This is a genomic window from Actinomadura sp. 9N407 (assembly GCF_044326315.1).
Classification (GTDB): domain Bacteria; phylum Actinomycetota; class Actinomycetes; order Streptosporangiales; family Streptosporangiaceae; genus Spirillospora.
In genome coordinates, this window is sequence record NZ_JBIRAW010000039.1 from 56291 (window position 1) to 79909 (window position 23619).

Here is a 23619-nt window from a genome sequence, read left to right on the forward strand (position 1 = left end):
AGCCCCCGGGGAGGTCTCCGTGTCCCTCGCCGAGCCGGAGAACATCGTTCTGCGTGCCCGTGACGTCCGCTTCGACTGGTCGGAGGTACCGCTGCACTGGATTCCCCGGGATCCGGCGGCGACGCATCTGATCAACGTCCTGCATCTGCTGCTGCCGGCCGGTGAGGAGTGGTTCGTCCGGGTTTTCACGCAGGCGCTGCCGTACGTGCGGGACGAGCGGCTCCGGCAGGACGTGCTCGGGTTCATCGGGCAGGAGGCGGTGCACGCGGCCTCGCATGACGGGGTCCTCGATCATCTGGTGGATCAGGGCCTGGACGTGCGGCCGTTCGTCCGGCAGGTGGACTGGATGTTCGAGAGGCTGCTCGGCGACCGGGATCTCGAGGGCGACCGGGCACGGGTGTGGCTGAACGAGCGGGTCTGCATCATCGCGGCCATCGAGCACTTCACCGGCGTGCTGGGGCACTGGATCCTCAACGCCGAAAGGCTGGACGAGGCGGGCGCGCATCCGATGATGCTCGATCTGCTTCGCTGGCACGGTGCGGAAGAGGTCGAGCACCGGCATGTCGCGCATGACCTGTTCATGCACCTGGACGGCTCGTACGTGGCGAGGGTGCGGGCCCTGGCGCAGACCAGCGTGATGTTCGCGAGCCTGTGGCAGCGGGGGCACCGGTTCCTGATGGCGCGCGATCCCGTGGTGAAGGGGCGGATCAGGGGCGGGCTGCATCATCTGCGGCGTACCGGGCCCGCCGGGCTGACGCCGGATCACCGGCTGGTCGCCGGTTCGGTCCGGCGCTACCTGCAGCGGTCGTACAGCCCGCTGAACGAGGGCTCCACCACGCAGGCGCTGGAGTATCTGGCCTCGTCCCCGGCGGCGCGCGGATGATCCCGCCCGATCTGCGCGGGCGGCGGGCCCGCGATCCGTTCTGGGTCACGGTGAACGCGGTGTTCAACGGCATCCAGCGGATGCATTCGATCCGCAAGCCCGTGGTCCCGTACGTGCGGCCGGTCGACCGGACGTTCCCGCTGGTCGTACGGGAGATGCGGCCGGAGGCGGAGGGCGTGGTCAGCGTGCGGCTGAGCGCTCCGGAAAGCGGGGTACTGCCGCGCTGGCAGCCGGGCGCCCATCTGGACGTGCGGCTGCCGTCGGGGCGGCGCCGCCAGTACTCGCTGTGCGGCGACCCTGAGGATCGGCGTGCCTACCGGATCGCCGTCCGCCGCATTCCGGACGGCGGTGGCGGGTCGGCCGAGATCCATGACGAGCTGGCCGAGGGGGCGACGATCGTCGGGGACGGGCCGCGGAACGCCTTTCCGTTCCTGGCCCGCGAGCGCTACCTGTTCATCGCGGGCGGTATCGGGATCACCCCGATCCTGCCGATGGTCAAGGCGGCGCAGAAGATGGGCGCCGACTGGCGGCTGGTGTACGCGGGCCGCTCCCGCGCCTCGCTGCCGTTCCTGGAGGAGCTGCCCTCGGAACGGGTCACGGTACGTACCGACGATGAGCACGGCGTGCCCGAGCCTGCGGATCTGCTGGGCGGCGCGGCGGGGGCCGCCGTCTACTGCTGCGGCCCGGCGCCGATGATCGACGGGGTACGGGCGGCGTTCGTTCCGGACGGGAGCAGCCTGCATGCCGAAGGGACGCTGCATTACGAGCGCTTCGCTCCGCCGGCCGTTTCGGGGGAGCCGTTCGAGGTCGAGCTGCGGCGCAGCGGGCTCACTCTGGAGGTGCCGGGCGATCGCTCGGCGCTGGACGTGATCAGGGACGCGCTGCCGGACGTCCCGTACTCCTGCCGCCAGGGCTTCTGCGGTACGTGCCGGACCGGCCTCCTGGACGGCGAAGCGGACGATCCGGGCGGGGACTCTATGCTGATCTGCGTGTCGCGGTCGAAGGGCGGGCGGCTCACCCTGGATCTTTGAGGAGTCGTCATGCGCGTCGCGGTCGTCGGAGCCGGTGTGGTGGGAGCCGCCGTCGCGGCCGGGCTGACGCGGCGGGGCGCCGAGGTCACGCTGTACGAGCGGAGCGAGCCGGGCGCCGGGACGAGCGGGACGTCGGTCGCGTGGATCAACTCCAACAACAAGGACCCCGAGCACTACTTCGCGCTCAACCACGCAGCCGTCCAGGCCCATCACGCGCTCGCGAAGGGCGGCGGTGACTGGTTCTTCCCGACCGGCAACCTGGAGTGCGCGGCGGGCGAGGAGCATCGTGCCCGGCTCGAGGAGCGGGTCGGCAAGCTGGAGGCGCGGGGCTATCCGGTACGGCGCGTCACCGCCGCCGAGGCGCGCGAGCTGGAGCCCGACCTGATCCAGCCGGACTCGGCCGATTACGCGTTCTTCCCCGAAGAGGCGCACACGTACCCGATCAGCCTGCTGGGACGGTTCCTCGGCGAGGCCCGCGACGGCGGCGCCCAGGTCGTGACCGGTGCCGAGGTACGGGAGATCTCCTCCAGTGCCGGTGGTGCCGGGCTGACGTTCGCCGATGGCCGTACGGAGTCCGCCGACACCGTGGTGACCTGCACGGGCCGGTGGACGCAGGAGCTGGCCGCCTCCGCCGGGATCACCGTGCCGATGCTCGACCCGAGGGTGTCCGGCGCGACGACCAACGGCTACCTGGGCGTGACGACGCCCGTACCGGCGCGGCTGTCGCGGGTTCTCCATACCGACGGGCTCAACCTCCGCCCGGACGGTGCCGGCCGGATCCATCTGCAGGCCCTGGACCTGGACGGTACGGCCGATCCGGTGCTGGACCCGCCGGCCGTGATCGGCGCCGGGATGCTGGAGCGGCTGTCCCGGGTGCTGGCGCTCACGGAGGGCGCGCGAATGGAGCACGTCCGGGTCGGGCTGCGTGCGATCCCCGCCGACGGGCTGACCGTCACCGGCTTCGCGGACCCGCACGCCCGGATCTACGTGGCCGCGACGCACAGCGGCATCACGCTCTCGGCGCTGCTGGCCGACGAGGTGGCGGGCGAGGTGCACGGCGCCGAGTCCGCGATGCTGGGTCCGTTCCGTCCTGCGCGGTTCGGCGCCCGCTGAGCATCGCTGGTATGCGAACCTTGTGAGGCTTGCCCCATTGCCTGCAGCGCCCCACCAGTCAGCGCCCCACCAGTCAGCGCCCCACCAGCCAGCGCCCCACCAGCCAGTCGTTCAACAGGCAGCCGCCCCACAGGAGGAGACCGCATCGTGCCGGGCCCGTCGTACCACGAACCTCCGGCGCGGATCGGCCCGTACACGATCGAGAAGCGGCTCGGCGAGGGTGGCATGGGCACCGTGTACCTCGGTGCCGACTCCTCCGGCCGCAAGGTCGCGATCAAGGTCATCAGGTCCGAGCACGCGGCCGACCCGATGTACCGGGCCCGGTTCGAGTCGGAGGTCGCGGCGGCGCAGCGGGTCCGCCCGTTCTGTACGGCGCCGGTCCTGGACGCCGACCCGGGCGCCGACCCGCCGTACCTGGTCACCGAGTTCGTCGCCGGTTCGAGCCTGCAGGACGCGGCGCCGCTGCGCGGTGCCGACCTGGAGGCGCTCGCGGTCGGGATGGCCTCCGCGCTGACCGCCATCCACGACGCGGGCGTGGTGCACCGCGACCTCAAGCCCGCGAACGTGCTGCTCTCGCCGTACGGGCCGCGCGTGATCGACTTCGGGATCGCGCGCGGGGTGGAGACGACCCGGCTCACCGTCACCGGCGGGCTGGTGGGCACCCCGTCGTTCATGTCGCCCGAGCAGCTCAACGGCAAGGACGTGACCCCGGCCTCGGACGTCTTCGCCTGGGGCGCCACGCTGGCGTTCGCGGCCAGCGGTACCCCGTGCTTCGGCGGCGACACGCTACCGGCGATCATCCACCGGATCATGAGCGGCGAGCCGGACCTGCGGGGCTTGGACGGCACGCTGCTGACGGTCGTCCGGGCCGCCCTGGCCAAGAACGCCACCGACCGCCCGACCGCCCAGCAGTTGCTGGAACGGCTCATCTCCAGCGCCGGCTCCGGACAGACACAGCCGGGTGCCCAGCGGCCGCAGACACAGGCCAGCGCGCAGACGGCGGCGCCCGCGCCTTTGCCGCATTCGGCGCAGCCGCTGCCGCCGCCCGCGCTGGGCTCCGACGAGTCCGCGGCCCTGGTCGAGCGGCAGTACCGGCTGGCCGCCGAGTCCGGCGACACCGCGGCCATGTACAACCTGGGCGTCCTGCTGAACTGGCGCGGCCAGACCGCCGAGGCGGAGTACTGGTACCGCCGGGCGGCGGCGGCCCAGTCGTACGGGCAGCAGGGCTACGGCCAGCAGTCGTACACCCAGCAGCCGTACGGGCAGCAGCCGTACAGCCCACAGTCGTACGGGCAGCGCCCTCCTGCCCAGCAGTACCAGGCCGGCTACGCCCGTCCCGCCGTCTACAACCACCACCAGCCGGCCCCCCAGGGCGCGCAGGGCGGCTACAAGGCGGTCCGGACCAACAGCTCCGCCGTCTACGCGTTCGTCTTCGGCCTGGTCGGGCTCATCACGTGCGGACTCCCGTCGATTCCCGCGATCGTCGCGGGACATATCTCGTGGCACCAGATGAGGCGCAACGGCGAGAAGGGCATGGGAATGGCGGCGACCGGTATCGCCCTGGGCTATGTCATGGTCGCCGTCTGGCTGCTCCTCTTCATCGGCTGGGCCACCGACGACGGTTCCACGAGCTAGACGACTTCACGAGCTAGACGACTTCACGACTGAATGCTGAAAAGGGATTGCGCGATCCCGGAAGAGCTGGCACTGTAGATCACGTCGGCCCGGGGAACGGGCCGGACGACAGAGCCCCGAGAGGAGGACCGGCCATGAAGCGCCTACTGTATCGACTGCCTGGGCTATATCGACTGCCCGAGCTATATCGACTGCCTGAGGCGTCGCTCGCACTCCACGGCCGGTACCCCACCTCCTGATTCTCGCCCGGCCGCGCGGATCGCAGTGACGCCTACCTCGATCCTCACGCGCGGCTCTACTCCAACGGCAGAGAGACCACTTTCAGGAAGTGGATGTTCCGGGTTCGAATCCCGGGAGCCGCACGCAAACCTTTGAACGAGGTTCGCCATGCCCCCGTCGCCCAACTGGCAGAGGCGCCTGCCCGAGGAGCAGGAATGGTGCGGGTTCGAATCCCGCCGGGGGTACTGGACGGCTTTTTCGCCATTTCCATGAATGGTCGTTCGCAAGGGGTGGCGCCGACGCGGGAGAGTCGGGCCTGGCTGTAACCCAGGTGCCTCGCGCTGAGTGGGTTCGAATCCCACCCGCCCCACAAATGGCGCCGCCGATGCTCCATTTCCGGCGGCGAGTCGTACCCTGCCCTTCTCGATCCCTTCCCCCATCCCTGCCCCATCCCTTCCCCCATCCCTTCCCGGTCCCTGCCCGATCCTTTCCCGGTCCCTGCCCGATCCTTTCCCCACGCCTTCCCCGGCCCGCGCCCCGTCCTGACCACGACCGGTCAGGGCCGTGGTCACGGCGTGCGAGTGCGGGATCGTGGGACCGCCATGGGTGGGCACGGGGGAGGTCTCGGGTGGGGCATGAGGTCGGCGATGGCCGGTTCGCGGGTACGAAGCTCCCGGAGGACGGTGTGTCCGTCATCGTCGTGACGTACCGGAGCACCAGATATCTCGAGGAATGCGTGGCGGCGGTGCGGCGGGCGGTGTCCGGCCGGCCCGCCGAGCTGATCATCGTGGACAACGACTCCGGTGACGGCACCGCCGAGGCGGCCCGGAAGCTGGCACCGGACGCGCGGGTGGTCGACAGCGGCTGGAACGGGGGCTTCGCGTACGGCTGCCACGAGGGGGTGGCCCGGGCGCGCGGTCAGTGGCTGGTGTTCGTGAACCCTGATGCCGTACCGGCCCCCGGAAGCATCGGCGCGCTGGTCGACTGCGCGAGCGCGGAGCCACGGGCCGGGATCGTCGGGGGACGCTGCGTCGGCCGGGACGGTACGGTCGATCCGCGAAGCTGGTGGGGGCGGCCGGGGCGGTGGTCGGCCTTCTGCTTCGCCAGCCTGCTGAGCTCGGTCTTCCCCGGCAGCCGGTTCTTCGATCCGGAGTCGCCCCGGCCGTGGACCGCCGAGGTACGCGAGGTCCCGGTCGTCACGGGCGGGTTCATGCTCGTCTCCAGGACCGCGTGGGACGAGACCGGCGGGTTCGACCAGGCCTTCTTCATGTACGGCGAGGACACCGACCTGTGCCTGCGCGCGGGAAGGCTCGGCTATCGCCCGATGGTGACCGGCAGAGCGGTCTTCCGCCATGAGGGCGGCGGGTCGTCCACCAGTGTGGGCAAGCTCGTGCTGCTCTTCACCGGCAAGGCCACGGTGATGCGCCGCCATGTCGGTACGGGCGCGGTGCGGTTGCTCGTCGCGGGCGTGTTCGTACGGGCCGCCTTGAGCCGCGTGATGAGCGCGCGCCCCGAACGGCAGGGACGCCCCACCGCCAAGGGCGACGACTGGCGGACGCTCTGGACCCGCCGGCGCGAGTGGTCCAAGGGCTGGTCCTGATGTGACCCCGGCCACCGCGCGAGCGCGTTACCTGGCCGGTGCGGCGATGCCGGAGGCGAGCCTCATCGGGCAGATCGCGAAGCGATGCCGCGCTCGCACAAGAACCGGTCAGAATGCGAGCCGCCAGGCGAGCACCCTGGGCCGGGGCTTATGGACACAGCCGCCAGGCGAGCGGCCGTGGGCCGGGGCTTCAAAAATCACGACTGCTCTCGTCGCGCTGCCAGGTCGTGGTGCCGGTACGGCTCGCGCGGCGCCTGGCGATGACGGCGACCGCGAGGAAGACCGCGATGTGGGGGACGAGCCAGGGTTCGCGCCGCGCGATGGCGGCGAGGTCGGCGGGGCCCGTACGGGCGGATCCGCCGGGCTGGTCGAGGCCGGCCTCCTCCAGCTGGTCGGTGCCGGCGGCGGCGCGCTCGCGGCGGCGCAGCAGGTCGCCGAATGTCCGAGGCGGATGGACGACCACTTCGGCCGCGCCGACGATGGCGCGCTCGTCCGGGGCGAACGCGAGGGACGAGGCCAGGTCGTCCGCCATGACGTGGGGGAGCGCCGCGAGGCGCGCGTGCCCTTCCTCGGTGACGGCGATGACGCCCCGGCCGAAGAGGCCACGGCGGATCTCGGGGAGCCGGGTCCATACCGCGTAGTAGGCGCGGACGGGCCAGGGGCGGCCGTTCATCGCCAGCCTGCGGTGCGGGGCGGCGGCCAGCGTTCCGGGATGGTCCAGGGCCTTGGCCAGGGCGCGGACATCGCCGGTGCGCAGCTCGATGTCGGCGTCCACGTACAGGCGCGGGAAGCCGCGGGCGGCACCGTCGCCCAGGCGCAGCGCGGCGGCCTTGGACGCCTCGGGCGTCTCGGCCACCCGGACCGCGTCGCCGAACGAGGCGGCGATCCGCGCCGTCGCGTCGGTGCATCCGTTCGGGACGACGACGATGTCGAACTCGCCGGGCCGCGCCGACTCCAGCAGCCCGCTCAGCAGGCGGCCGAGGACCTTGGCCTCGTTGTGCGCGGGGATCACGATGCTCACCACAAGGGGTGAGTATGAACCACGGAGGACGCTTCATGGGAGTTCGGATCCTGCCCAGCGCCGATGTCGACGAGCGTGCGGTCATCGGGGACGGCACGACGGTGTGGCATCTGGCTCAGGTACGGGAGGACGCCGTCCTGGGGCGTGACTGCATCATCGGGCGGGGCGCGTACGTGGGTCCGGCGGTACGGATCGGGGACGGCGTGAAGCTGCAGAACCATGCCCTGGTGTACGAGCCGGCCGTGCTGGAGGACGGGGTCTTCATCGGTCCCGCCGCCGTCCTGACCAATGACCTGTATCCGCGCTCGGTGGACGTGGACGGCAAGGTCAAGCGTTCGGACGACTGGGACGCGCTGGGCGTGACGGTGCGCGAGGGGGCGTCGGTGGGGGCGCGGGCCGTGCTGGTGGCGGGGGTGACGATCGGGCGGTGGGCCCTGGTCGCGGCGGGCGCGGTGGTGGCACGGGACGTACCCGACTTCGCGCTCGTGGTCGGCAATCCGGCGCGGCGGATCCGGTGGGTCGGCCGGGCCGGGGTCCCGCTGAAGGAGGAGGCGGGCGGCCTCTGGCGCTGCCCGGAGACCGGCGAGGAGTACACCGAGCGCGACGGACGCCTGGCCCTCGCTTTCCGATGACGCCGTAGGCCAGCACCGGCCACACCCGCATCGGCCGCCCGGTCCGCACTTATAGTCAGAATGGTTTCGGTGCGGGGGCTTTCGGTACGGGGCGCTTTCGGTATGGAGTGCCTTTATCGAGCTCGGTATTCGGGGCGGGGCCGGTCCTTACCCGGGTACTCGGTGGTCCTGCTCACGGTGGGGTCACAAGGGGGCACGTAGTGAGATCGCGGTTGCCATGAATGCTGCCCGGATTCGTGTCCGTATCACGAGCCGTATCAACACGAGTCGTGTCCAGGCGAGGGTGTGCTTGCTGCTGGGGTTCGCCCTGGTGGCGGCGGCGCTGGCGGCGCTGTCCAGCCCGGTGGTGCGGGCGGCCGCGGGGCCCTGCGACCCCGGTGGCAATGCAGTGGTCTGTGAGAATTCCAAACCCGGAGCACCGCCTTCGGAATGGGAAAAGGCCTCGGGTGCGGGGCAGACGATCGAGGGTTTCACCACCGGCTTCAGCGTGAACGTCGGCGGGACGGTGCGGTTCAAAATCAACACGCCGGCCACCGGTTACTCCATCGACATTTACCGGATGGGGTATTACGGCGGTAATGGCGCGCGCAAGATCGCCGGTGTGACCCCGGCCGTGCCGCTGCCGCAGCAGCAGCCGTCCTGCATGACCGACGACGCGTCCGGACTGGTCGACTGCGGCAACTGGGGCGTGTCCGCGAGCTGGCCGGTCCCGGCCACGGCGGTGTCGGGCGTCTACTTCGCGCACATCAGCCGGACCGACGGCGAGCAGGACGACAACCACATCGTGTTCGTGGTCCGCGACGACGCGAGCCACTCGGACATGGTGTTCCAGACCTCCGACACCACCTGGCAGGCGTACAACAAGTGGGGCGGCAACAGCCTCTACAACGGCGACAGCACGGCCGCGTCCGGGCGGGCGGTCAAGGTCAGTTACAACCGGCCGTTCAGTACCCGCGAGGACACGCCCTGGGGGCGCGACTTCGTCTTCGCCAACGAGTACCCGATGATCCGCTTCCTCGAGGCCAACGGCTACGACGTCAGCTACATCGGCGGCCTGGACGCCGACCGGCGCGGGCAGTTGATCAAGAACCACAAGGTGTTCCTGTCGGTCGGCCACGACGAGTACTGGTCGGGGGGCCAGCGCGCCCATGTCGAGGCGGCGCGGGACGCGGGCGTTCATCTGGCCTTCTTCAGCGGCAACGAGGTCTACTGGAAGACCCGCTGGGAGAACGGCGTCGGCGGTGCGGCCGAGCCGGACCGGACGCTGGTCGCCTACAAGGAGACCCGCGCCAACGCCAAGATCGACCCTGATCCGGAGTGGACCGGGACCTGGCGAGATCCGAGGTACACGCAACCGCCCAACGGAGCGAGTCCGGAGAACAACCTGACCGGCACGATCTTCACGGTGAACTGCTGCGGCGTCGCGCTGAAGGTGCCGGCCGCCGACGGGAAGATGCGGTTCTGGCGGGGGACGCAGGTGGCGCAGCAGGCCGCCGACTCCACCATGACGCTGGTCGACCACACGGTCGGGTACGAGTGGGACGAGGATCTCGACAACGGGGCCCGGCCTAAGGGCCTGTTCCGGATGTCGACGACCACGGCCGAGGTCCCCGAGAAGCTGATCGACTACGGGTCGCAGGTGGCGCCGGGCACGGCCACGCACTCGCTGACGATGTACCGCGCGCCGAGCGGCGCGCTGGTGTTCGGCGGCGGCACCGTCCAGTGGTCGTGGGGCTTGGACGCCACCCACGACGGCACGTCCGAGGCGCCGACCTCGCCCGATCCGAACATGCGGCAGGCGACGGTCAACCTGTTCGCCGACATGGACACCCAGCCGCGCACGCTGCAGAGCGGGCTGACCCTAGCGACCAAGTCGACCGACACGGCTCCGCCGGTCTCCACGGTGACCTCGCCGGTACAGAACGCCGACGTGGTGAACGGCCGCACGCTCACGATCACGGGAACGGCGGCCGACGCGGGCGGCGGCCAGGTCGGCGGCGTCGAGGTCTCCCTCGACGGCGGGACGACCTGGCGGATGGCCACCGGCCGCGCGAACTGGTCGTACAAATGGGACGCGACCGGCAACGGGGCTGTGACGGTCAAGTCACGTGCGGTCGACGACAGCGGCAACATCGAGACGCCCGGAGCCGGCACGACGTTCGGTGTCGGCTGCCCCTGCCGCATGTTCGGTGACTCCGCCGTACCGGCACGGCCCTCCGACAGCGACACCACCGCGACCGAGTTGGGCGTGAAGTTCAAGGCGGCGGCGGACGGCTGGATCACGGGCGTCCGCTTCTACAAGGGCCCCGGCAACACCGGCACGCACACCGGCACCCTGTGGGACGAGGACGGTAACCGGCTCGAGACCACGACGTTCGTGGACGAGACGAACTCGGGCTGGCAGACGGCGTCGTTCCCCACCCCCGTCCATGTGGAAGGGGGCGCCACGTACGTCGCGTCCTACTTCGCGCCCAACGGACGGTACGCGGCCGATCCGGCCTACTTCGCCCTGAAGGAGCACAGCGCCCCGCCCCTGACCGGGCTCAAGTCGGATACGCCCGGCGGCAACGGTGTCTACCGTTCCGGCTACGCGGGCTTCCCGACGTCGACGTACGGCGGCGGCAACTACTACGTGGACGTCACGTTCGTCACCGTGAAGCCGCCGGACACGATGAAGCCCACGGTCGTGGACAACGCGCCGTACACGGGCTCGTCGAGCGTCAAGTCCTCCGCCAAGCCGACCGTCACGTTCAGCGAGCCGGTCCAGCAGGGCACGCCCACGTTCACGCTGAAGAACGGTTCGGCGCCGATCCCGGGTAGCGCGAGCCTGGACGCCTCCAGGACGGTCCTCACCTTCACTCCCTCCTCGGCCCTGCCGGGGAACACCACGCTGACGGCGTCCGTCGGCGGCGCGCGCGATGACGCGGGCAACACGATGGAGGACTTCGGCTACTCGTTCAGGACCGCGAAACCGACCGTTCCGGGGCAGTGCCCGTGCAGCATCTGGGCGGACGACACGGCCCCGGCGGTCGAGGGCGTCAACGATCCCAAGGAGATCGAGCTCGGCGTCCGGTTCAACGCCGACCGGGACGGGACCATCACCGGCATCCGCTTCTACAAGGGGCGCAACAACGACGGTCCCCACGTCGGCACCCTGTGGGACGGGGCCGGCAACCAGCTCGCCACGGCGACGTTCACGAACGAGTCCACGATGGGGTGGCAGCAGGTCTCGTTCTCCAGCCCTGTCCAAGTGCAGGCAGGGGAGCCGTACGTCGCCTCGTACCACACGACCAAGGGCTGGTACTCGGTCACGCAAGGCGGGTTGAGCACTGCGGTGGACAATGCGCCGCTCCAGGCCCACGCCAATGGGAACGGCGGCGGGAACGGCCTCTACAAGTACGGCGCGCGCGGCTTCCCCAACCAGTCGTACGGGGCGGCCAACTACTGGGTGGACGTGCTGTTCCAGCCACCGCCCGACGTGACGCCTCCCACGGTCTCCAAGACCAGCCCGGGGAACGAGGCCACCAGCGTCCCCACCGGCGCCAAGGTCAAGGTGACGTTCAGCGAGCCCGTCAGTGCGGGCACGCCGGCGTTCTCCTTGGCCGGCCCCAGCGGTCAGACCGTCGCGGGTACGTCCGTGCTCGATCCGACGGGGAGAACGCTGACGTTCACGCCGTCCACCGGCCTGGCGGCCGCGACCCGGTACACGGCGAGCGTCTCGGGGGCCAAGGACGCGGCGGACAACACGATGGCGGGCACCACGCAATGGTCGTTCACCTCGTCCGGCGCATGCCCGTGCACCATCTTCCCCAGTGACGCGGTCCCGGGCACGCCTTCCGAGAACGACACGGGCGCGATCGAGGTCGGCGTCAAGTTCTCCGCCGACAGGGCGGGCTGGATCTCGGGCGTCCGCTTCTACAAGGGGCCGGGGAACACCGGTACGCACATCGGAAGCCTGTGGACCAGTGGCGGAACCCGGATGGCGCAAGGGACGTTCACCAACGAGACCGCCTCGGGATGGCAGACCCTGACGTTCTCGGCTCCGGTGGCCGTCACCGCGGGAACGACCTATGTCGCCTCCTACCACGCGCCCAACGGCCGCTATTCGGCCGACGCTGGATTCTTCACCGCCGCCTACGACAACGCGCCGCTACGAGGGCTCGCGACCGGTACGACGCCCGGAGGTAACGGCGTCTACGCCTACAGCGCGTCGTCGCGGTTCCCCAGCAGCACGTGGGGCGGCGCCAACTACTGGGTGGACGCCGTCTTCACCGACGCCGACCCAGGCGACTCGACCGATCCCTCGGTGCGGTCGGTCGATCCGGCCAACGGCGGGACCAGCGTGCCGCGCGCGGCCCGTCCCAAGGTGACGTTCGACGAGCCCATGCAGGGCGGCACCATCCAGTTCACGGTGACCGGACCTGGCGGTACGCCGGTGGACGGCACGGTGAGCTACGACCCGACCACCAGGACGGCCACGTTCACGCCCACGAACCCGCTGGCCTGGACGACCCAGTACACCGCGACCGTCCAGGGCGCGAAGGACCTCGCGGGCAACACCCTGGAGTCGCCGCGTACGTGGTCGTTCACCACGGCCAAGCAGACGACGCCGGGGCAGTGTCCCTGCTCCATCTGGCCGGACGAGGCGTCGCCACAGATAGCGAACGTGGAGGACGGCGGCTCACTCGAACTCGGCCTGAAGTTCCGTGCCGACTCCAACGGCTGGATCACCGGCGTGCGTTTCTACAAGGGAGCCCTCAACACGGGCACGCACACCGGAAGCCTATGGGACAGGGACGGCAACAGGCTCGCCACGGCCACCTTCACCAACGAATCCGCCGCGGGCTGGCAGCACGTCACGTTCGCCACCCCCGTCCAAGTGACGGCAGGGACGACCTATGTCGCCTCCTACCACGCGCCTAACGGCCACTACTCCGCGGACGTGGGCGCCCTGCAGAACCAGGGCGTCGACGCACCACCGCTGCACGCCCTGCAATCGGGCGTGGACGGGCCCAACGGCGTCTACCGCTACGGCTCCGGAACCTTCCCCACGACCGCGTCCACGTCGAACTACTGGGTCGACGCCATCTTCACCACCACGGAACCGTGAGGAGCAACCTGCCTTGATGCCAAGCAAGGAGCCCATCGGCCTGGCGGTGATAGGCGCCGGCTACTGGGGCCCCAACCTCGTCCGGACCGCCCAGGCCACCCCTGCCCTCCGGCTCGAGTGGCTGTGCGACCTGAACGAGGACCGGGCGCGCTCCGTGCTGGGGCCCTACACGACGGTGCGCACCACGGACTCGTACCAGAACGTCCTGGACGACCCCGCCGTCCGCGCCGTCGCCATCGCGACCCCGGCCGCGACGCACTTCGACCTCGTCCGGGCCGCGCTGGAGGCCGGCAAGCACGTCCTGGTGGAGAAGCCCCTCACCCCGACCGTGCACGAGAGCGCGAAGCTGGTGGACCTGGCCCTGCGGTCCGGGCTGGTGCTGATGTGCGACCACACGTACTGCTACACCCCGGCCGTACGGAAGATCCGGGAGCTCATCCACGGCGGCGAGATCGGCGAGATCCAGTTCGTCGACTCGGTCCGGATCAACCTCGGCCTCGTCCAGCCCGACGTGGACGTGCTGTGGGACCTGGCCCCGCACGACCTGTCGATCCTGGAGCACGTGCTGCCCGACGGCGTGACCATGGACTCCGTCGCCGCGCACGGCAGCGACCCGATCGACGCCGGCCGGATGTGCATGGCGCACCTGTCGGTGTGGCTGTCCACCGGGGTGATGGCGCACGTCCACGTCAACTGGCTCAGCCCCACCAAGATCCGGACCACCGTGATCGGGGGCTCCCGGCGCACCATCGTCTGGGACGACCTCAACCCGGTCCAGCGGATCGCGGTGTACGACCGCGGCATCGACCTCGCCCCCGCCGGCTCGCTGGACGCGGCCGAACGGCACCAGGCGCTCATCTCGTACCGCGTGGGGGACGTCCTGGTCCCGGCGCTGCCCGAGCGCGAGGCGCTGCGCGAGGTGATGACCGAGTTCGCCGGGGCCATCGGCGAGGGCCGCCAGGCCCTGACCGACGGCGGCTCGGGCCTGCGCGTCGTCGCGCTGCTGGAGGCCGCCAGCCGCAGCGCCGCCGCCGGCGGCCGCCGAGTCCCCGTGACGGGCGACGAGCTCCCCGAAGAACTGCCACCCAAGCACCTGCCCGACAAGCACGCCTCAGAGAACCACGCTGCAGAGGACCACGCTTCAGAGAACAAGGAGAACGCATGATCGCAGGATCCCGCTGCCTGGTCACCGGTGGCGCCGGCACGATCGGCTCCACCATCGTCGACCAGCTGGTGGCGGCGGGCGCCGCCGAGGTGATCGTGCTGGACACCTTCACCCGGGGCCGCCGCGCCAACGTGGCCGCCGCGGTCGCGGCGGCGGGCGACCGGGTCCGGGTGGTCGAGGGCGACATCCGCGACCGCGCCCTCGTCCGGGCGCTGATGGAGGGCGTGGACCTGCTCTTCCACCAGGCCGCGATCCGGATCACCCAGTGCGCGCAGGAGCCCAGGCTGGCGCTGGAGGTCCTGGTCGACGGGACGTACGAGGTGATCGAGGCGGCGGCCGACCGGGGCGTGCGCAAGGTCGTGGCGGCCTCGTCGGCCTCGGTGTACGGGACGGCGACCGAGTTCCCCACGCCCGAGGAGCAGCACCCATACGACAACGACACCTTCTACGGGGCCGCGAAGGTCTTCAACGAGGGAATGCTGCGCAGCTTCCACGCGATGCGCGGGCTGGACTACGTCGCGCTGCGCTACTTCAACGTGTACGGGCCGCGGATGGACGTCCACGGCCTCTACACCGAGGTACTGATCCGCTGGATGGACCGGATCGTGGCCGGCGAGCCGCCGCTCATCCTGGGCGACGGCCTGCAGACGATGGACTTCGTCTACACCGAGGACATCGCCCGCGCCAACCTGCTGGCCGCCGACAGCGACGTCACCGACGCCGCGTTCAACATCGGCACCGGCACCGAGACCAGCCTGCGGGAGCTGGCCGAGGCGCTGCTGCGCACGATGGACGCGGACGGGCTCGGCCTGGAGTTCGGTCCCGCGCGCGCGGTGAACGGCGTCGAGCGCCGGCTGTCGGACATCTCGGCCGCCCGCGAGCGCCTCGGCTGGAAGCCGCAGATCGGCCTGGAGGACGGCCTGCGGCGCCTGGTCGACTGGTGGCGCGCAGAACGGGACAGCGCAGTACGGGACAGCGCAGAACGGGACAGCACGGAACGAGAGACGTCCGTACCCGCCGAGGGCGGCCCCGGGGCGGCCCCGTGATCATCTATTTCGGCGGTACGGCGTACGACGGCGTGGCGGGAACCGACCGGCAACTCGCCGACCGGCTCAGCACGATGGTCCCGGTGCTGTACGTCGATCCGCCCGTCTCGTTCCTGACGCCGCTGATCCGCCCGCACCTCGCGGGGGCACTGGAGGGGCCGCCGCTGCGCCGGGAGTCACGCGACCTGTGGCGGCTCGTGCCCCGGGTCCCGCCCGGCGCCTACCGGCCCGGGATGTCCCGGATCGCGACCATCCGCACGCGGCGCGCGGCCCGGAACGCCGCCGCCTCGCTCGCGCAGCGGGTGACGGCGGTCCTGGTCGCCCGGTACGACGATCTGCTCGGTGCCGTCCCCGGAGCCCGCACGGTCTTCTACGCCACCGACGACCTGGTGGCCGGCGCGGACCTGATCAAGCTGCCGCGACGGAGGCTGGAGGCGGCACGCGACCGCCTGCTCGCCCGCGCCGACGCGGTCGTGACCGTGTCGCCGCATCTCCAGGACGACTTCCGCGAGCGGGGCAGGACCGCCGAGATGATCCCGACCGGCTGCTCGCCGGCGGCCTACGACGGGATCGGCACCGCGCCGTGGCCGTCCGACGTCCCGCGCCTGGACCGTCCCGCCGCCGGGTTCGTCGGGCACATCAACGCCCGCATCGACATGGACGTCCTGGAGGGCGTGGCCGCGGCCGGGCACCCGCTGCTGCTGGTCGGCCCGCACGACGCGACGTTCGAGCCGTCCCGGTTCCGGGCGCTGACCGGCCGCCCGAACGTGCACTGGACCGGCCGCAAGAGCTTCGCCGAGCTGCCCTCGTACATGCGGGCGATCAAGGTGGGGCTGACCCCGTACGCGAGCAGCGACTTCAACCGGGGCAGCTTCCCGATCAAGACCCTGGACTACCTGGCCGCCGGGCGCGCCGTCGTCGCGGCGGACCTGCCCGCGACCCGCTGGCTGCGCGCCGACCCGGAGGGCGCCGAGCTGATCCGGGCCGAGTCCGCGGCCGGCGACCTCGTCCGCGCGGTCGGCGAGGAGCTGGCGGCCGACACCGCCCCGTCCGTCGTCGAACGGCGGCGCCGGTTCGCCGGCCTGCACGACTGGGACCACCGGGCCCGCGAACTGGCCGAGGTCCTCGACATCCGCGAGATCAGAGAAGAGGTGCCGGCGCCGTGATCCCAGTGATCAAACCCGTACTGGGCGAGGAGGAGGCCGCCGCGGTGGCCGAGGTCGTACGGTCGGGCTGGGTGGCGCAGGGACCGCGCGTCGCCGAGTTCGAGAGCGCGTTCGCCGCCCGGGTCGGGGCGGGCCACGGCGTGGCCACGTCCTCCTGCACGACCGCGCTGCACCTGGCGCTCCTGCTGGCGGGCGCCGGGCCTGGCGACGAGGTGATCGTGCCGTCGCTGTCGTTCATCGCCACCGCCAACGTCGTCCGGCACGCGGGCGCCGAGGTGGTGTTCGCCGACGTGGACCCGGTCACCGGCAACCTGACCGCCAAGACCGTCGAGGGGACACTGACCGGCCGGACCCGCGCGGTGATCGCCGTCGACCAGGCCGGCGTACCGGTCGACCTCGACGCGATCCGGGCGATCTGCGATCCGCGCGGCGTCACCGTGATCGAGGACGCGGCGTGCGCGGCCGGCTCGATCTACCGGGGCCGTCCGGTCGGCGCGGGCGCGGACCTGGCCGCCTGGTCGTTCCACCCGCGCAAGCTGCTGACCACCGGCGAGGGCGGCATGCTCACCATCAATACGTCCGGGGTGTCCGGGGGGGCGTCCGCCCAGAAGGGACACGGCCCCACTCCGGATTGGGCGCGGCGGGCGCGGCGGCTGCGCGAGCACGGGATGAGCGTGAGCGCCGCCGAGCGGCACGCCAGCGCCGAGGTGGTGATCGAGGAGTACGCGGAGGTCGGCTTCAACTACCGGATGACCGACCTGCAGGCCGCGATCGGCCTGGTCCAGCTGGCCCGGCTGGACGCGATCATCGGACGCCGCCGCGCGCTGGCCGCCCGCTACCGGCGGCTGCTGGCCGACGTTCCCGGCCTGGCCTGCGTGAACGACCCCGCCCACGGCCGTACCAACTACCAGTCGTTCTGGATCCTGCTGCCCGACGACTTCCCGCTGGGCCGGGACGAGCTGCTGCGCCGGATGCTGGCCTCGGGCGTCTCGGCCCGGCGCGGGATCATGGCGGCGCATCGCGAGCCCGCGTACGCCGGGGTACCCGCCGACCTGCCCGTCACCGACCGGTTCACCACCCGCTCGCTGATCCTGCCGCTGTTCCACGACATGACCGCCGCCCAGCAGGACCGGGTGGTGGAGACGATCGCCGAGGCGGTATGAGCGATGACGGTGTGAGTGATGGCGGCATGAGCGGTGGCGGCATGAGCGATGGCGGCATGAGCGACGCGGGGCGTGTCCCCCAGGGGGAGACGGCATGAAGATCCTGGTCTACCCGCACGACATGCGGATCGGCGGCAGCCAGCTGAACGCGATCGAGCTGGCCGCCGCGATGCGCGAGCTGGGCCACACGGTCGCGGTCGTCAGCGAGCCGGGCCCGCTCGTGGACCGGGTGTGCGCCGAGGGCATCGAGCACTTCACGCTCGATCCCGGCCGCCGCCGTCCCGCCCCGGCCACCGTACGGCTGCTGCGCCGCCTGGTGGCCGAGCGGGGCTTCGACATCGTGCACGGCTACGAGTGGCCGCCCGGCCTTGAGGCCTTCCACGCGGTACGCAACCGGCGGGACGCGGCGGCGGTCTGCACGGTGATGTCGATGGCCGTCGCACCGTTCCTGCCGCCCACCCTGCCGCTGGTGGTGGGCACCCGGCAGATCCAGCGCGAGGTCCTGGAACGGCGCGGGCGCCGTCCCGGGCACGTCCATCTGATCGAACCGCCGGTGGACGTCCGCGCCAACGCGCCGGGACACCCCTCAGGCGAGTTCCGCGAACGCTTCGATCTCGAACCGGGCCCGATCGACGTGGTGGCCGTGAGCCGGCTGGCCGCCGAGCTGAAGCTGGAGGGCCTGCTCACCGCGATCGAGGTCACCGGACGGCTGGCGGCCGACACCCGGCTGCGGCTCGTCATCGTCGGGGACGGCCCGTGCCGTTCCCAGGTCGAGGACGCCGCCGCCGAGGCCAACGCCCGCGCCGGGCGCCGCGTCGTGGTGCTCACCGGCCAGCTGGACGACCCGCGCCCCGCGTACGCGGCGGCCTCCATCGCGCTGGGCATGGGCGGTTCGGCGCTGCGCGCGATGGCGTTCGCCAGCCCCCTGATCGTGCAGGGCGAGCGCGGCTTCTTCGAGCCCCTCACGCCCGAGACCAGCGGCATGTTCCTGGAGCAGGGCTGGTACGGCATCGGCGGCGCGGGCGCCGAACGGCTGGAGGCCATCCTCCGTACCCTCAGCGGCAGCGCGGAGCGCCGCCGCGAGCTGGGCGAGTACGGGCGCGGCCTGGTCGTCGAGCGGTTCAGCCTGGAGAGCGCGGCCCTCGTCCAGGAACGGATCTACGAGCAGGCCCTGGAGGCCGCCCGGAACGGCGCAGGCCTGGCCGTACGCCGCGACGCCGCGAGCACCATCGGCCGCGTCCTGGCGTACAAGGTCGAACGCCGCGCCCGCAAACTGCGCGGCCCGGTCGCCCTGGACGACTTCAACGCCGTGGCCAAGGACAGCACCGCCACGAAGGACAGCACCGCAACGAAGGACAGCACCGCAGCGAAGGACAGCACCGCAACGAAGAACAGTGCCGTAACGAAGAACAGTGCCGGGACGAGTCACCAGTGAAACGGCTGACCGTGGGGGATGAAGGGTCCCTTTTCGGGAAGGCTTCTCGGGCGCTCGGCTGGAGCTTCTTCAACACGGCGGCGGGGCGGTTCGGGACGCTGGCGATCGGGATCGCGCTGGCGCGGATACTCGGCCCCACCGAGTTCGGCGTGTTCGCGGTGGCGATGGTGGCGCTGCTGGCGGTGCTCAGCTTCAACGAGCTGGGGGTGAGCCTGGCGATCGTGCGCTGGCCGGGCGATCCGCGCGCGATCGTGCCGACGGTCGCCACGATCTCGCTGGTCTCCAGCTGCGTGATCTACGCGGCCTGCTACCTGGGCGCGCCGGCGTTCGCGGGGGCGATGGGCGCGCCCGCCGCCACCGGGGTGATCCGGCTGCTCTGCCTGAACGTGGTGATCAACGGGCTGGTCGCGGTGCCGGCGGCGCTGCTGCAGCGCGGCTTCCACCAGGACCGCAAGATGCTGGCCGACCAGGTGAACAACTGGGGCGGCGCGATCGTGTCGATCGCGCTGGCGGCGTCCGGGATGGGCGCGATGAGCCTGGCCATCGGGCGGCTCGCGGGCGCCGGAGCGTCGGCGGTGCTGCTCGTCTGGGCGGCACCCGGGCGGCTGCGGTTCGGGTTCGATCCGGCGGCGGCGCGGGCGCTGCTGCGGTTCGGGCTGCCGCTGGCCGGATCGAGCGTGATCGTCTTCGCGGTCGGCAGCGTGGACCAGCTGATCGTCGGGAACGTGCTCGGCCCGACCGCGCTCGGCTTCTACGTGCTCGCGTTCAACCTCTCGAACTGGCCGGTCTCGATGTTCTCGCAGCCGGTGCGCAGCGTGGCCCCGGCCGCGTTCGCGCGGCTCCAGCACGATCCGCCCGCGCTGCGGCGCACGTTCCTGACGACGGCGGGCCTGCTGGCCGGACTCACGCTGCCGATCTGCCTGCTGCTGGCGGGTGCGGCGGAGCCGCTGGTCCGGCTGGTGTACGGGACGGGCTGGGCGCCCGCGGCGGACGTGCTGCTCTGGCTGGCCGTGCTCGGCGCACTGCGGATCATGTTCGAGCTGATCTACGACTACTTCGTCGTGCTGGCCAGGACCCGCGCGGTGTTCACCGTGCAGCTGCTCTGGCTGGCCGCGCTCGTCCCGTCCCTGATCGCCGGGGCGCACCTGGGCGGGCTGGCCGGTGCGGCGATCGCCCACGTCCTGGTGGCCGCGCTCCTCGTGCTCCCGATCTACCTCTGGGAACTGCGCCGTTCCGGCATTCCCACCCTGCGCGTGCTGGCCCGTACCGGGCCCGCCGCACTGCTCGCGGGGGTGGTCGGGCTCGCCGCATGGGGCGCGCACACCCTCATCCCGACCGACCTGCTCATCCCGACCGACCTGATCGCGCTTGCGGTCGCGGGCTCGGTCGCACTGGCGGCGATCGTGCTGCTGCTGCGTCCGATGCGCGAGGCCCTGCGCGAGCTGCGAACCCTGGAGGCCGCCGATGCCGGAACAGCATGACCCCCGATCTCCGGCACCCGATCCGGGTCCCGGCCCGGCACCCGGCCAGGCACCCGATCCGGCTCGCGAGCTGGTGATCGTCGGCGCGGGCGGCTTCGGCCGGGAGACCGCGCAGGCGGTGACCGCCACACCAGGCTGGCAGGTGGTCGGCTTCGCCGACGACGGTCTCGCCGACGGTCTGGCCGCCGACGGTCTGGCCGCCGACGGTCTGGCGCGGCAGGGCCGCCAGGTCGACGGGCTGCCCGTCCTCGGCGGGGTGGAGGAGATCGGCAAGAGCACCGCCGCACGGCTCGTCGTCTGTACGGGCAGCCCGCGCGACTACGGCAGCCGGGCGCGAATCGTCCGGAGGCTGGGCCTGCCCGCGCGCCGGTACGCCACCATCGTCCACCCGTCGGCCTGGGTCGCGCCGTCGTCATGGGTCGGCCCCGGCTCGGTCGTCCTCGCCCACAGCGTGCTGACCGCGTCCGTACGGGTCGGCTCGCATGTCGCGGTGATGCCGCACGTCACGCTGACCCATGACGACCAGATCGAGGACTTCGTCACGATCGCCTCCGGGGTCCGGCTGGGCGGTGGTGTACGGGTCGGGTTCGGGGCCTATCTGGGCGCCGGGGCTCTCGTCCGGGAGGGCGTCTCGATCGGGGCGGGCGCTCTGGTCGGGATGGGGTCCGTCGTGCTGCGCGACGTACCGCCGGGCGAGGTCTGGGCCGGCTCGCCCGCCCGCAGGCTCCGGCCGCCGGCATCTCAGGAGGGGTCCGCATGACCGATGTCCCGTTCGTCGATCTCGCCGCGGCGCATGCCGAGGTCGAGGAGGAGGTCCTCGCGGGCTTCCAGCGGGTCCTGGCGGCGACGGCGTTCGTCCAGGGACCCGACGTGGCGGCGTTCGAGCGCGAGTACGCCGCGTTCACCGGCGCGAGGCACTGCGTCGGCGTCGCCAACGGCACCGACGCCCTCGAACTGGCCATGCGCGCCCTCGGCACCGGGCCCGGCACGGAGGTCGTGCTGCCCGCGAACACGTTCGTCGCGACCGCCGAGGCCGTGGTCCGTACGGGTGCGCGGCCCGTCCTGGTGGATGCCGAACCCGAGCACCTGCTGATGGATCCGGCGGCGACGGCGGCGGTGGTACGGTCCGAGACCGCCGCGATCGTGCCCGTTCACCTGTACGGACGGCTCGCCTCGGCCGCGCCGTTCCTGGAGTTCGGGCCGCCCGTACTGGAGGACGCGGCCCAGTCCCAGGGCGCCGTGCTCGGAGGCAAGGGCCTGCTCGGCGCCATCGCCGCGACCAGCTTCTATCCCGGCAAGAACCTCGGCGCGTACGGTGACGCGGGGGGCGTGGTGACCGACTCCGCCGACCTCGCCAGGACCGTACGCCTGCTGCGCGACCATGGCAGCGAACGCAAGTACGAGCACGAGATCGTCGGGTTCAACTCGCGGCTCGACACGCTGCAGGCCGTCGTGCTGCGGGCCAAGCTGCGGCGCCTCGCCCGCTGGAACGAGCAGCGCCGGGCCGCCGCCGCCCGCTATGGCGAACTGCTCGCCGACATCGCCGATGTGACCCTCCCGGCACCTGCCGGGGAGGAGCATGTGTGGCACCTGTACGTGGTCCGCGTGCCCCGCCGGGACGAGGTCGCCGAACGGCTCGGCGAGCTGGGGGTGCGCTGCGGCGTCCACTACCCGGTCCCGGTCCACCTGCAGCCGGCGTTCCGGTTCCTGGGCCACGGCCCGGGCGACTTCCCGGTGGCCGAGGCGGCGGCCGGGGAGATCCTGTCGCTGCCGATGTTCCCGCAGATCACGGCGGAGCAGCAGGACCGGGTCGCCGGAGCCCTCCGCAAGATCCTCGGCTGATCGCTGAAGGGAAGCCACTGATCGCTGAAGGGAAGCCACGATGGCCCGCCTGCAGAGAACGCTCGCGCTCACGCTCGCCGTCCCGTGCTCGATCGCGGGCCTGGGCGGCTGCTCCGACGACGGCGGGACGGGCAGGGCCGCGTCCACCACGCGTGCCGCGCCGGTCCCTCCGACGTCGACGCCCAGCCCCCCGAACTCGGCCACCTCCGTACCGCCGCTGCAGCTCAAGAGCAAGGGCCCGGTCGGCGGCGAGGGCTCCCGCCTCACCTGGCCGACGCTCGCGACGGTCGGCGTCCCGCGCGGCAAGCGGCTGCGTTCCAGCGGCCCGATCACGGTACGCAAGGACGGCGCGGTCATCGACGGGCTGCGGGTGAGCACCGAGATCAACGTGGACGCCGACAACGTCACGATCCGCAACACCAGGCTGGTCGGGGCCGGGCAGTGGGGCATCATCCAGCGCGAGGGACGGTCCGGGCTGCGGGTGGAGAACTCCGAGATCAGCGGGGACGGCCGGACCAAGGTGCAGTACGGCATCGTCAACCACGGCGGGATGCTCACCGCCCGCCGGCTGCACGTGCACACCGTCAGCAACGGGATCAACACCGACCACGGGCTGATCGAGGACTCGGTGATCAGGAACCTCAAGGAGTTCCCGTCCGACCATGTGACCGCCGTGCAGTCCAACAGCGGCCCGGCCTCCGGGCTGAAGCTGGTCGTCCGCAACAACGTGCTGCTCAACCCGGTCTCGCAGACCTCGGCGCTCTCGATCTACCAGGACTTCGGCCGGGCGCACGACGTCACCGTGACCGGCAACCTGCTCGGCGGTGGCGGCTACGCGCTGTACGGCGGCAAGGGGAAGTTCGGGACGCCGACCAACATCAAGATCATGCGGAACGTGTTCAGCCGCGAGCACTTCAAGAAGGGCGGCAGCTTCGGCCCGGTCACCGCGTTCGACCCGTCCGGGAGCGGCAACGTCTGGAAGGACAACGTCTGGGCCGAGACCGGCAAGCCCGTCCTGCCCTGACCCCGGCCGCTCTCCTCGTCCGGGCGTTCTCGTTGACTCGTGGCGTGTTCGCC

17 protein-coding genes and 3 tRNA genes are annotated in these 23619 nt (G+C 71.6%); 19 read left to right on the forward strand and 1 reads right to left on the reverse strand.

Annotation, left to right across the window (positions count from 1 at the left end):
• Nucleotides 1-19 precede the first annotated feature (19 nt).
• From ACH34Q_RS40350 to ACH34Q_RS40385, 8 genes are all read left to right on the forward strand, one after another.
• Entirely contained in the window at nt 20-883 is an 864-nt protein-coding gene (locus ACH34Q_RS40350; protein WP_395988475.1) for a metal-dependent hydrolase, read from the forward strand.
• A complete protein-coding gene (locus ACH34Q_RS40355) occupies nt 880-1914 on the forward strand; it encodes a PDR/VanB family oxidoreductase (RefSeq protein WP_395988476.1) in 1035 nt (344 codons plus the stop codon). The genes ACH34Q_RS40350 and ACH34Q_RS40355 overlap by 4 nt, the downstream gene beginning before the upstream one ends.
• A 9-nt stretch (nt 1915-1923) precedes the next feature.
• Nucleotides 1924-3027 (forward strand): NAD(P)/FAD-dependent oxidoreductase, encoded by a 1104-nt coding sequence (locus ACH34Q_RS40360; protein ID WP_395988477.1) that lies wholly within the window; start codon nt 1924-1926, stop codon nt 3025-3027.
• Between the two features lie 147 nt (nt 3028-3174).
• The gene (locus ACH34Q_RS40365; protein WP_395988478.1) at nt 3175-4662 is read left to right on the forward strand and encodes a protein kinase; all 1488 of its coding nucleotides are present in this window, start codon (nt 3175-3177) and stop codon (nt 4660-4662) included.
• Nucleotides 4663-4951: 289 nt separating this feature from the next.
• Nucleotides 4952-5024, forward strand: a tRNA-Leu gene (locus ACH34Q_RS40370).
• 27 nt (nt 5025-5051) lie between these two features.
• Nucleotides 5052-5126 (forward strand) — tRNA-Leu (locus ACH34Q_RS40375).
• Between the two features lie 42 nt (nt 5127-5168).
• Nucleotides 5169-5251 (forward strand) — tRNA-Tyr (locus ACH34Q_RS40380).
• A 258-nt stretch (nt 5252-5509) separates the two neighbouring features.
• Entirely contained in the window at nt 5510-6481 is a 972-nt protein-coding gene (locus ACH34Q_RS40385; RefSeq protein ID WP_395988479.1) for a glycosyltransferase family 2 protein, read from the forward strand.
• 190 nt (nt 6482-6671) lie between these two features.
• Here the strand turns inward: ACH34Q_RS40385 and ACH34Q_RS40390 are convergent, their stop codons facing one another.
• Complete coding sequence (locus ACH34Q_RS40390; protein ID WP_395988480.1) at nt 6672-7502, reverse strand: glycosyltransferase family 2 protein; 831 nt, start codon at nt 7500-7502, stop codon at nt 6672-6674.
• Between the two features lie 35 nt (nt 7503-7537).
• Here ACH34Q_RS40390 and ACH34Q_RS40395 point away from each other — a divergent pair, with 35 nt between their 5' ends.
• The 11 genes from ACH34Q_RS40395 (at nt 7538) to ACH34Q_RS40445 (ending at nt 23566) form a co-directional block, all read left to right on the forward strand.
• Nucleotides 7538-8134, forward strand: coding sequence for a DapH/DapD/GlmU-related protein (locus ACH34Q_RS40395; protein WP_395988481.1), 597 nt, complete (start codon nt 7538-7540; stop codon nt 8132-8134).
• Between the two features lie 289 nt (nt 8135-8423).
• The gene (locus ACH34Q_RS40400) at nt 8424-13244 is read left to right on the forward strand and encodes a DUF4082 domain-containing protein (RefSeq protein WP_395988482.1); all 4821 of its coding nucleotides are present in this window, start codon (nt 8424-8426) and stop codon (nt 13242-13244) included.
• A 16-nt stretch (nt 13245-13260) separates the two neighbouring features.
• Nucleotides 13261-14409: a Gfo/Idh/MocA family protein gene (locus ACH34Q_RS40405; RefSeq protein WP_395988483.1), complete on the forward strand. Its 1149-nt coding sequence runs from the start codon at nt 13261-13263 to the stop codon at nt 14407-14409.
• Nucleotides 14406-15455: an SDR family NAD(P)-dependent oxidoreductase gene (locus tag ACH34Q_RS40410; RefSeq protein ID WP_395988484.1), complete on the forward strand. Its 1050-nt coding sequence runs from the start codon at nt 14406-14408 to the stop codon at nt 15453-15455. The genes ACH34Q_RS40405 and ACH34Q_RS40410 overlap by 4 nt, the downstream gene beginning before the upstream one ends.
• On the forward strand, nt 15452-16621 hold the full coding sequence (locus tag ACH34Q_RS40415; protein ID WP_395988485.1) for a glycosyltransferase: 1170 nt from the start codon (nt 15452-15454) through the stop codon (nt 16619-16621). Before ACH34Q_RS40410 ends, ACH34Q_RS40415 begins: the two co-directional genes overlap by 4 nt.
• The gene (locus ACH34Q_RS40420) at nt 16618-17784 is read left to right on the forward strand and encodes a DegT/DnrJ/EryC1/StrS family aminotransferase (RefSeq protein ID WP_395988486.1); all 1167 of its coding nucleotides are present in this window, start codon (nt 16618-16620) and stop codon (nt 17782-17784) included. Before ACH34Q_RS40415 ends, ACH34Q_RS40420 begins: the two co-directional genes overlap by 4 nt.
• Nucleotides 17785-17878: 94 nt before the next feature.
• Entirely contained in the window at nt 17879-19219 is a 1341-nt protein-coding gene (locus ACH34Q_RS40425; RefSeq protein WP_395988487.1) for a glycosyltransferase family 4 protein, read from the forward strand.
• Nucleotides 19216-20700, forward strand: coding sequence for a lipopolysaccharide biosynthesis protein (locus ACH34Q_RS40430; RefSeq protein ID WP_395988488.1), 1485 nt, complete (start codon nt 19216-19218; stop codon nt 20698-20700). Before ACH34Q_RS40425 ends, ACH34Q_RS40430 begins: the two co-directional genes overlap by 4 nt.
• Nucleotides 20684-21460: an acetyltransferase gene (locus tag ACH34Q_RS40435; RefSeq protein ID WP_395988489.1), complete on the forward strand. Its 777-nt coding sequence runs from the start codon at nt 20684-20686 to the stop codon at nt 21458-21460. The genes ACH34Q_RS40430 and ACH34Q_RS40435 overlap by 17 nt, the downstream gene beginning before the upstream one ends.
• Nucleotides 21457-22542 carry a DegT/DnrJ/EryC1/StrS family aminotransferase gene (locus ACH34Q_RS40440; RefSeq protein WP_395988490.1) on the forward strand — a complete coding sequence of 362 codons (1086 nt, stop codon included), beginning with the start codon at nt 21457-21459 and terminating at the stop codon, nt 22540-22542. The genes ACH34Q_RS40435 and ACH34Q_RS40440 overlap by 4 nt, the downstream gene beginning before the upstream one ends.
• 40 nt (nt 22543-22582) lie before the next feature.
• Complete coding sequence (locus tag ACH34Q_RS40445; RefSeq protein ID WP_395988491.1) at nt 22583-23566, forward strand: hypothetical protein; 984 nt, start codon at nt 22583-22585, stop codon at nt 23564-23566.
• Nucleotides 23567-23619 lie beyond the last annotated feature (53 nt).

What these genes read in the sequence shown, in the direction of transcription:
- ACH34Q_RS40405 (WP_395988483.1), top strand. Translation starts at nt 13,261, where the DNA reads ATGCCAAGCAAGGAGCCCATCGGCCTGGCGGTGATAGGCGCCGGCTAC.
- ACH34Q_RS40440 (WP_395988490.1), top strand. Translation starts at nt 21,457, where the DNA reads ATGACCGATGTCCCGTTCGTCGATCTCGCCGCGGCGCATGCCGAGGTC.
- ACH34Q_RS40435 (WP_395988489.1), top strand. Translation starts at nt 20,684, where the DNA reads ATGCCGGAACAGCATGACCCCCGATCTCCGGCACCCGATCCGGGTCCC.
- ACH34Q_RS40410 (WP_395988484.1), top strand. Translation starts at nt 14,406, where the DNA reads ATGATCGCAGGATCCCGCTGCCTGGTCACCGGTGGCGCCGGCACGATC.
- ACH34Q_RS40360 (WP_395988477.1), top strand. Translation starts at nt 1,924, where the DNA reads ATGCGCGTCGCGGTCGTCGGAGCCGGTGTGGTGGGAGCCGCCGTCGCG.
- ACH34Q_RS40395 (WP_395988481.1), top strand. Translation starts at nt 7,538, where the DNA reads ATGGGAGTTCGGATCCTGCCCAGCGCCGATGTCGACGAGCGTGCGGTC.
- ACH34Q_RS40445 (WP_395988491.1), top strand. Translation starts at nt 22,583, where the DNA reads ATGGCCCGCCTGCAGAGAACGCTCGCGCTCACGCTCGCCGTCCCGTGC.
- ACH34Q_RS40425 (WP_395988487.1), top strand. Translation starts at nt 17,879, where the DNA reads ATGAAGATCCTGGTCTACCCGCACGACATGCGGATCGGCGGCAGCCAG.
- ACH34Q_RS40355 (WP_395988476.1), top strand. Translation starts at nt 880, where the DNA reads ATGATCCCGCCCGATCTGCGCGGGCGGCGGGCCCGCGATCCGTTCTGG.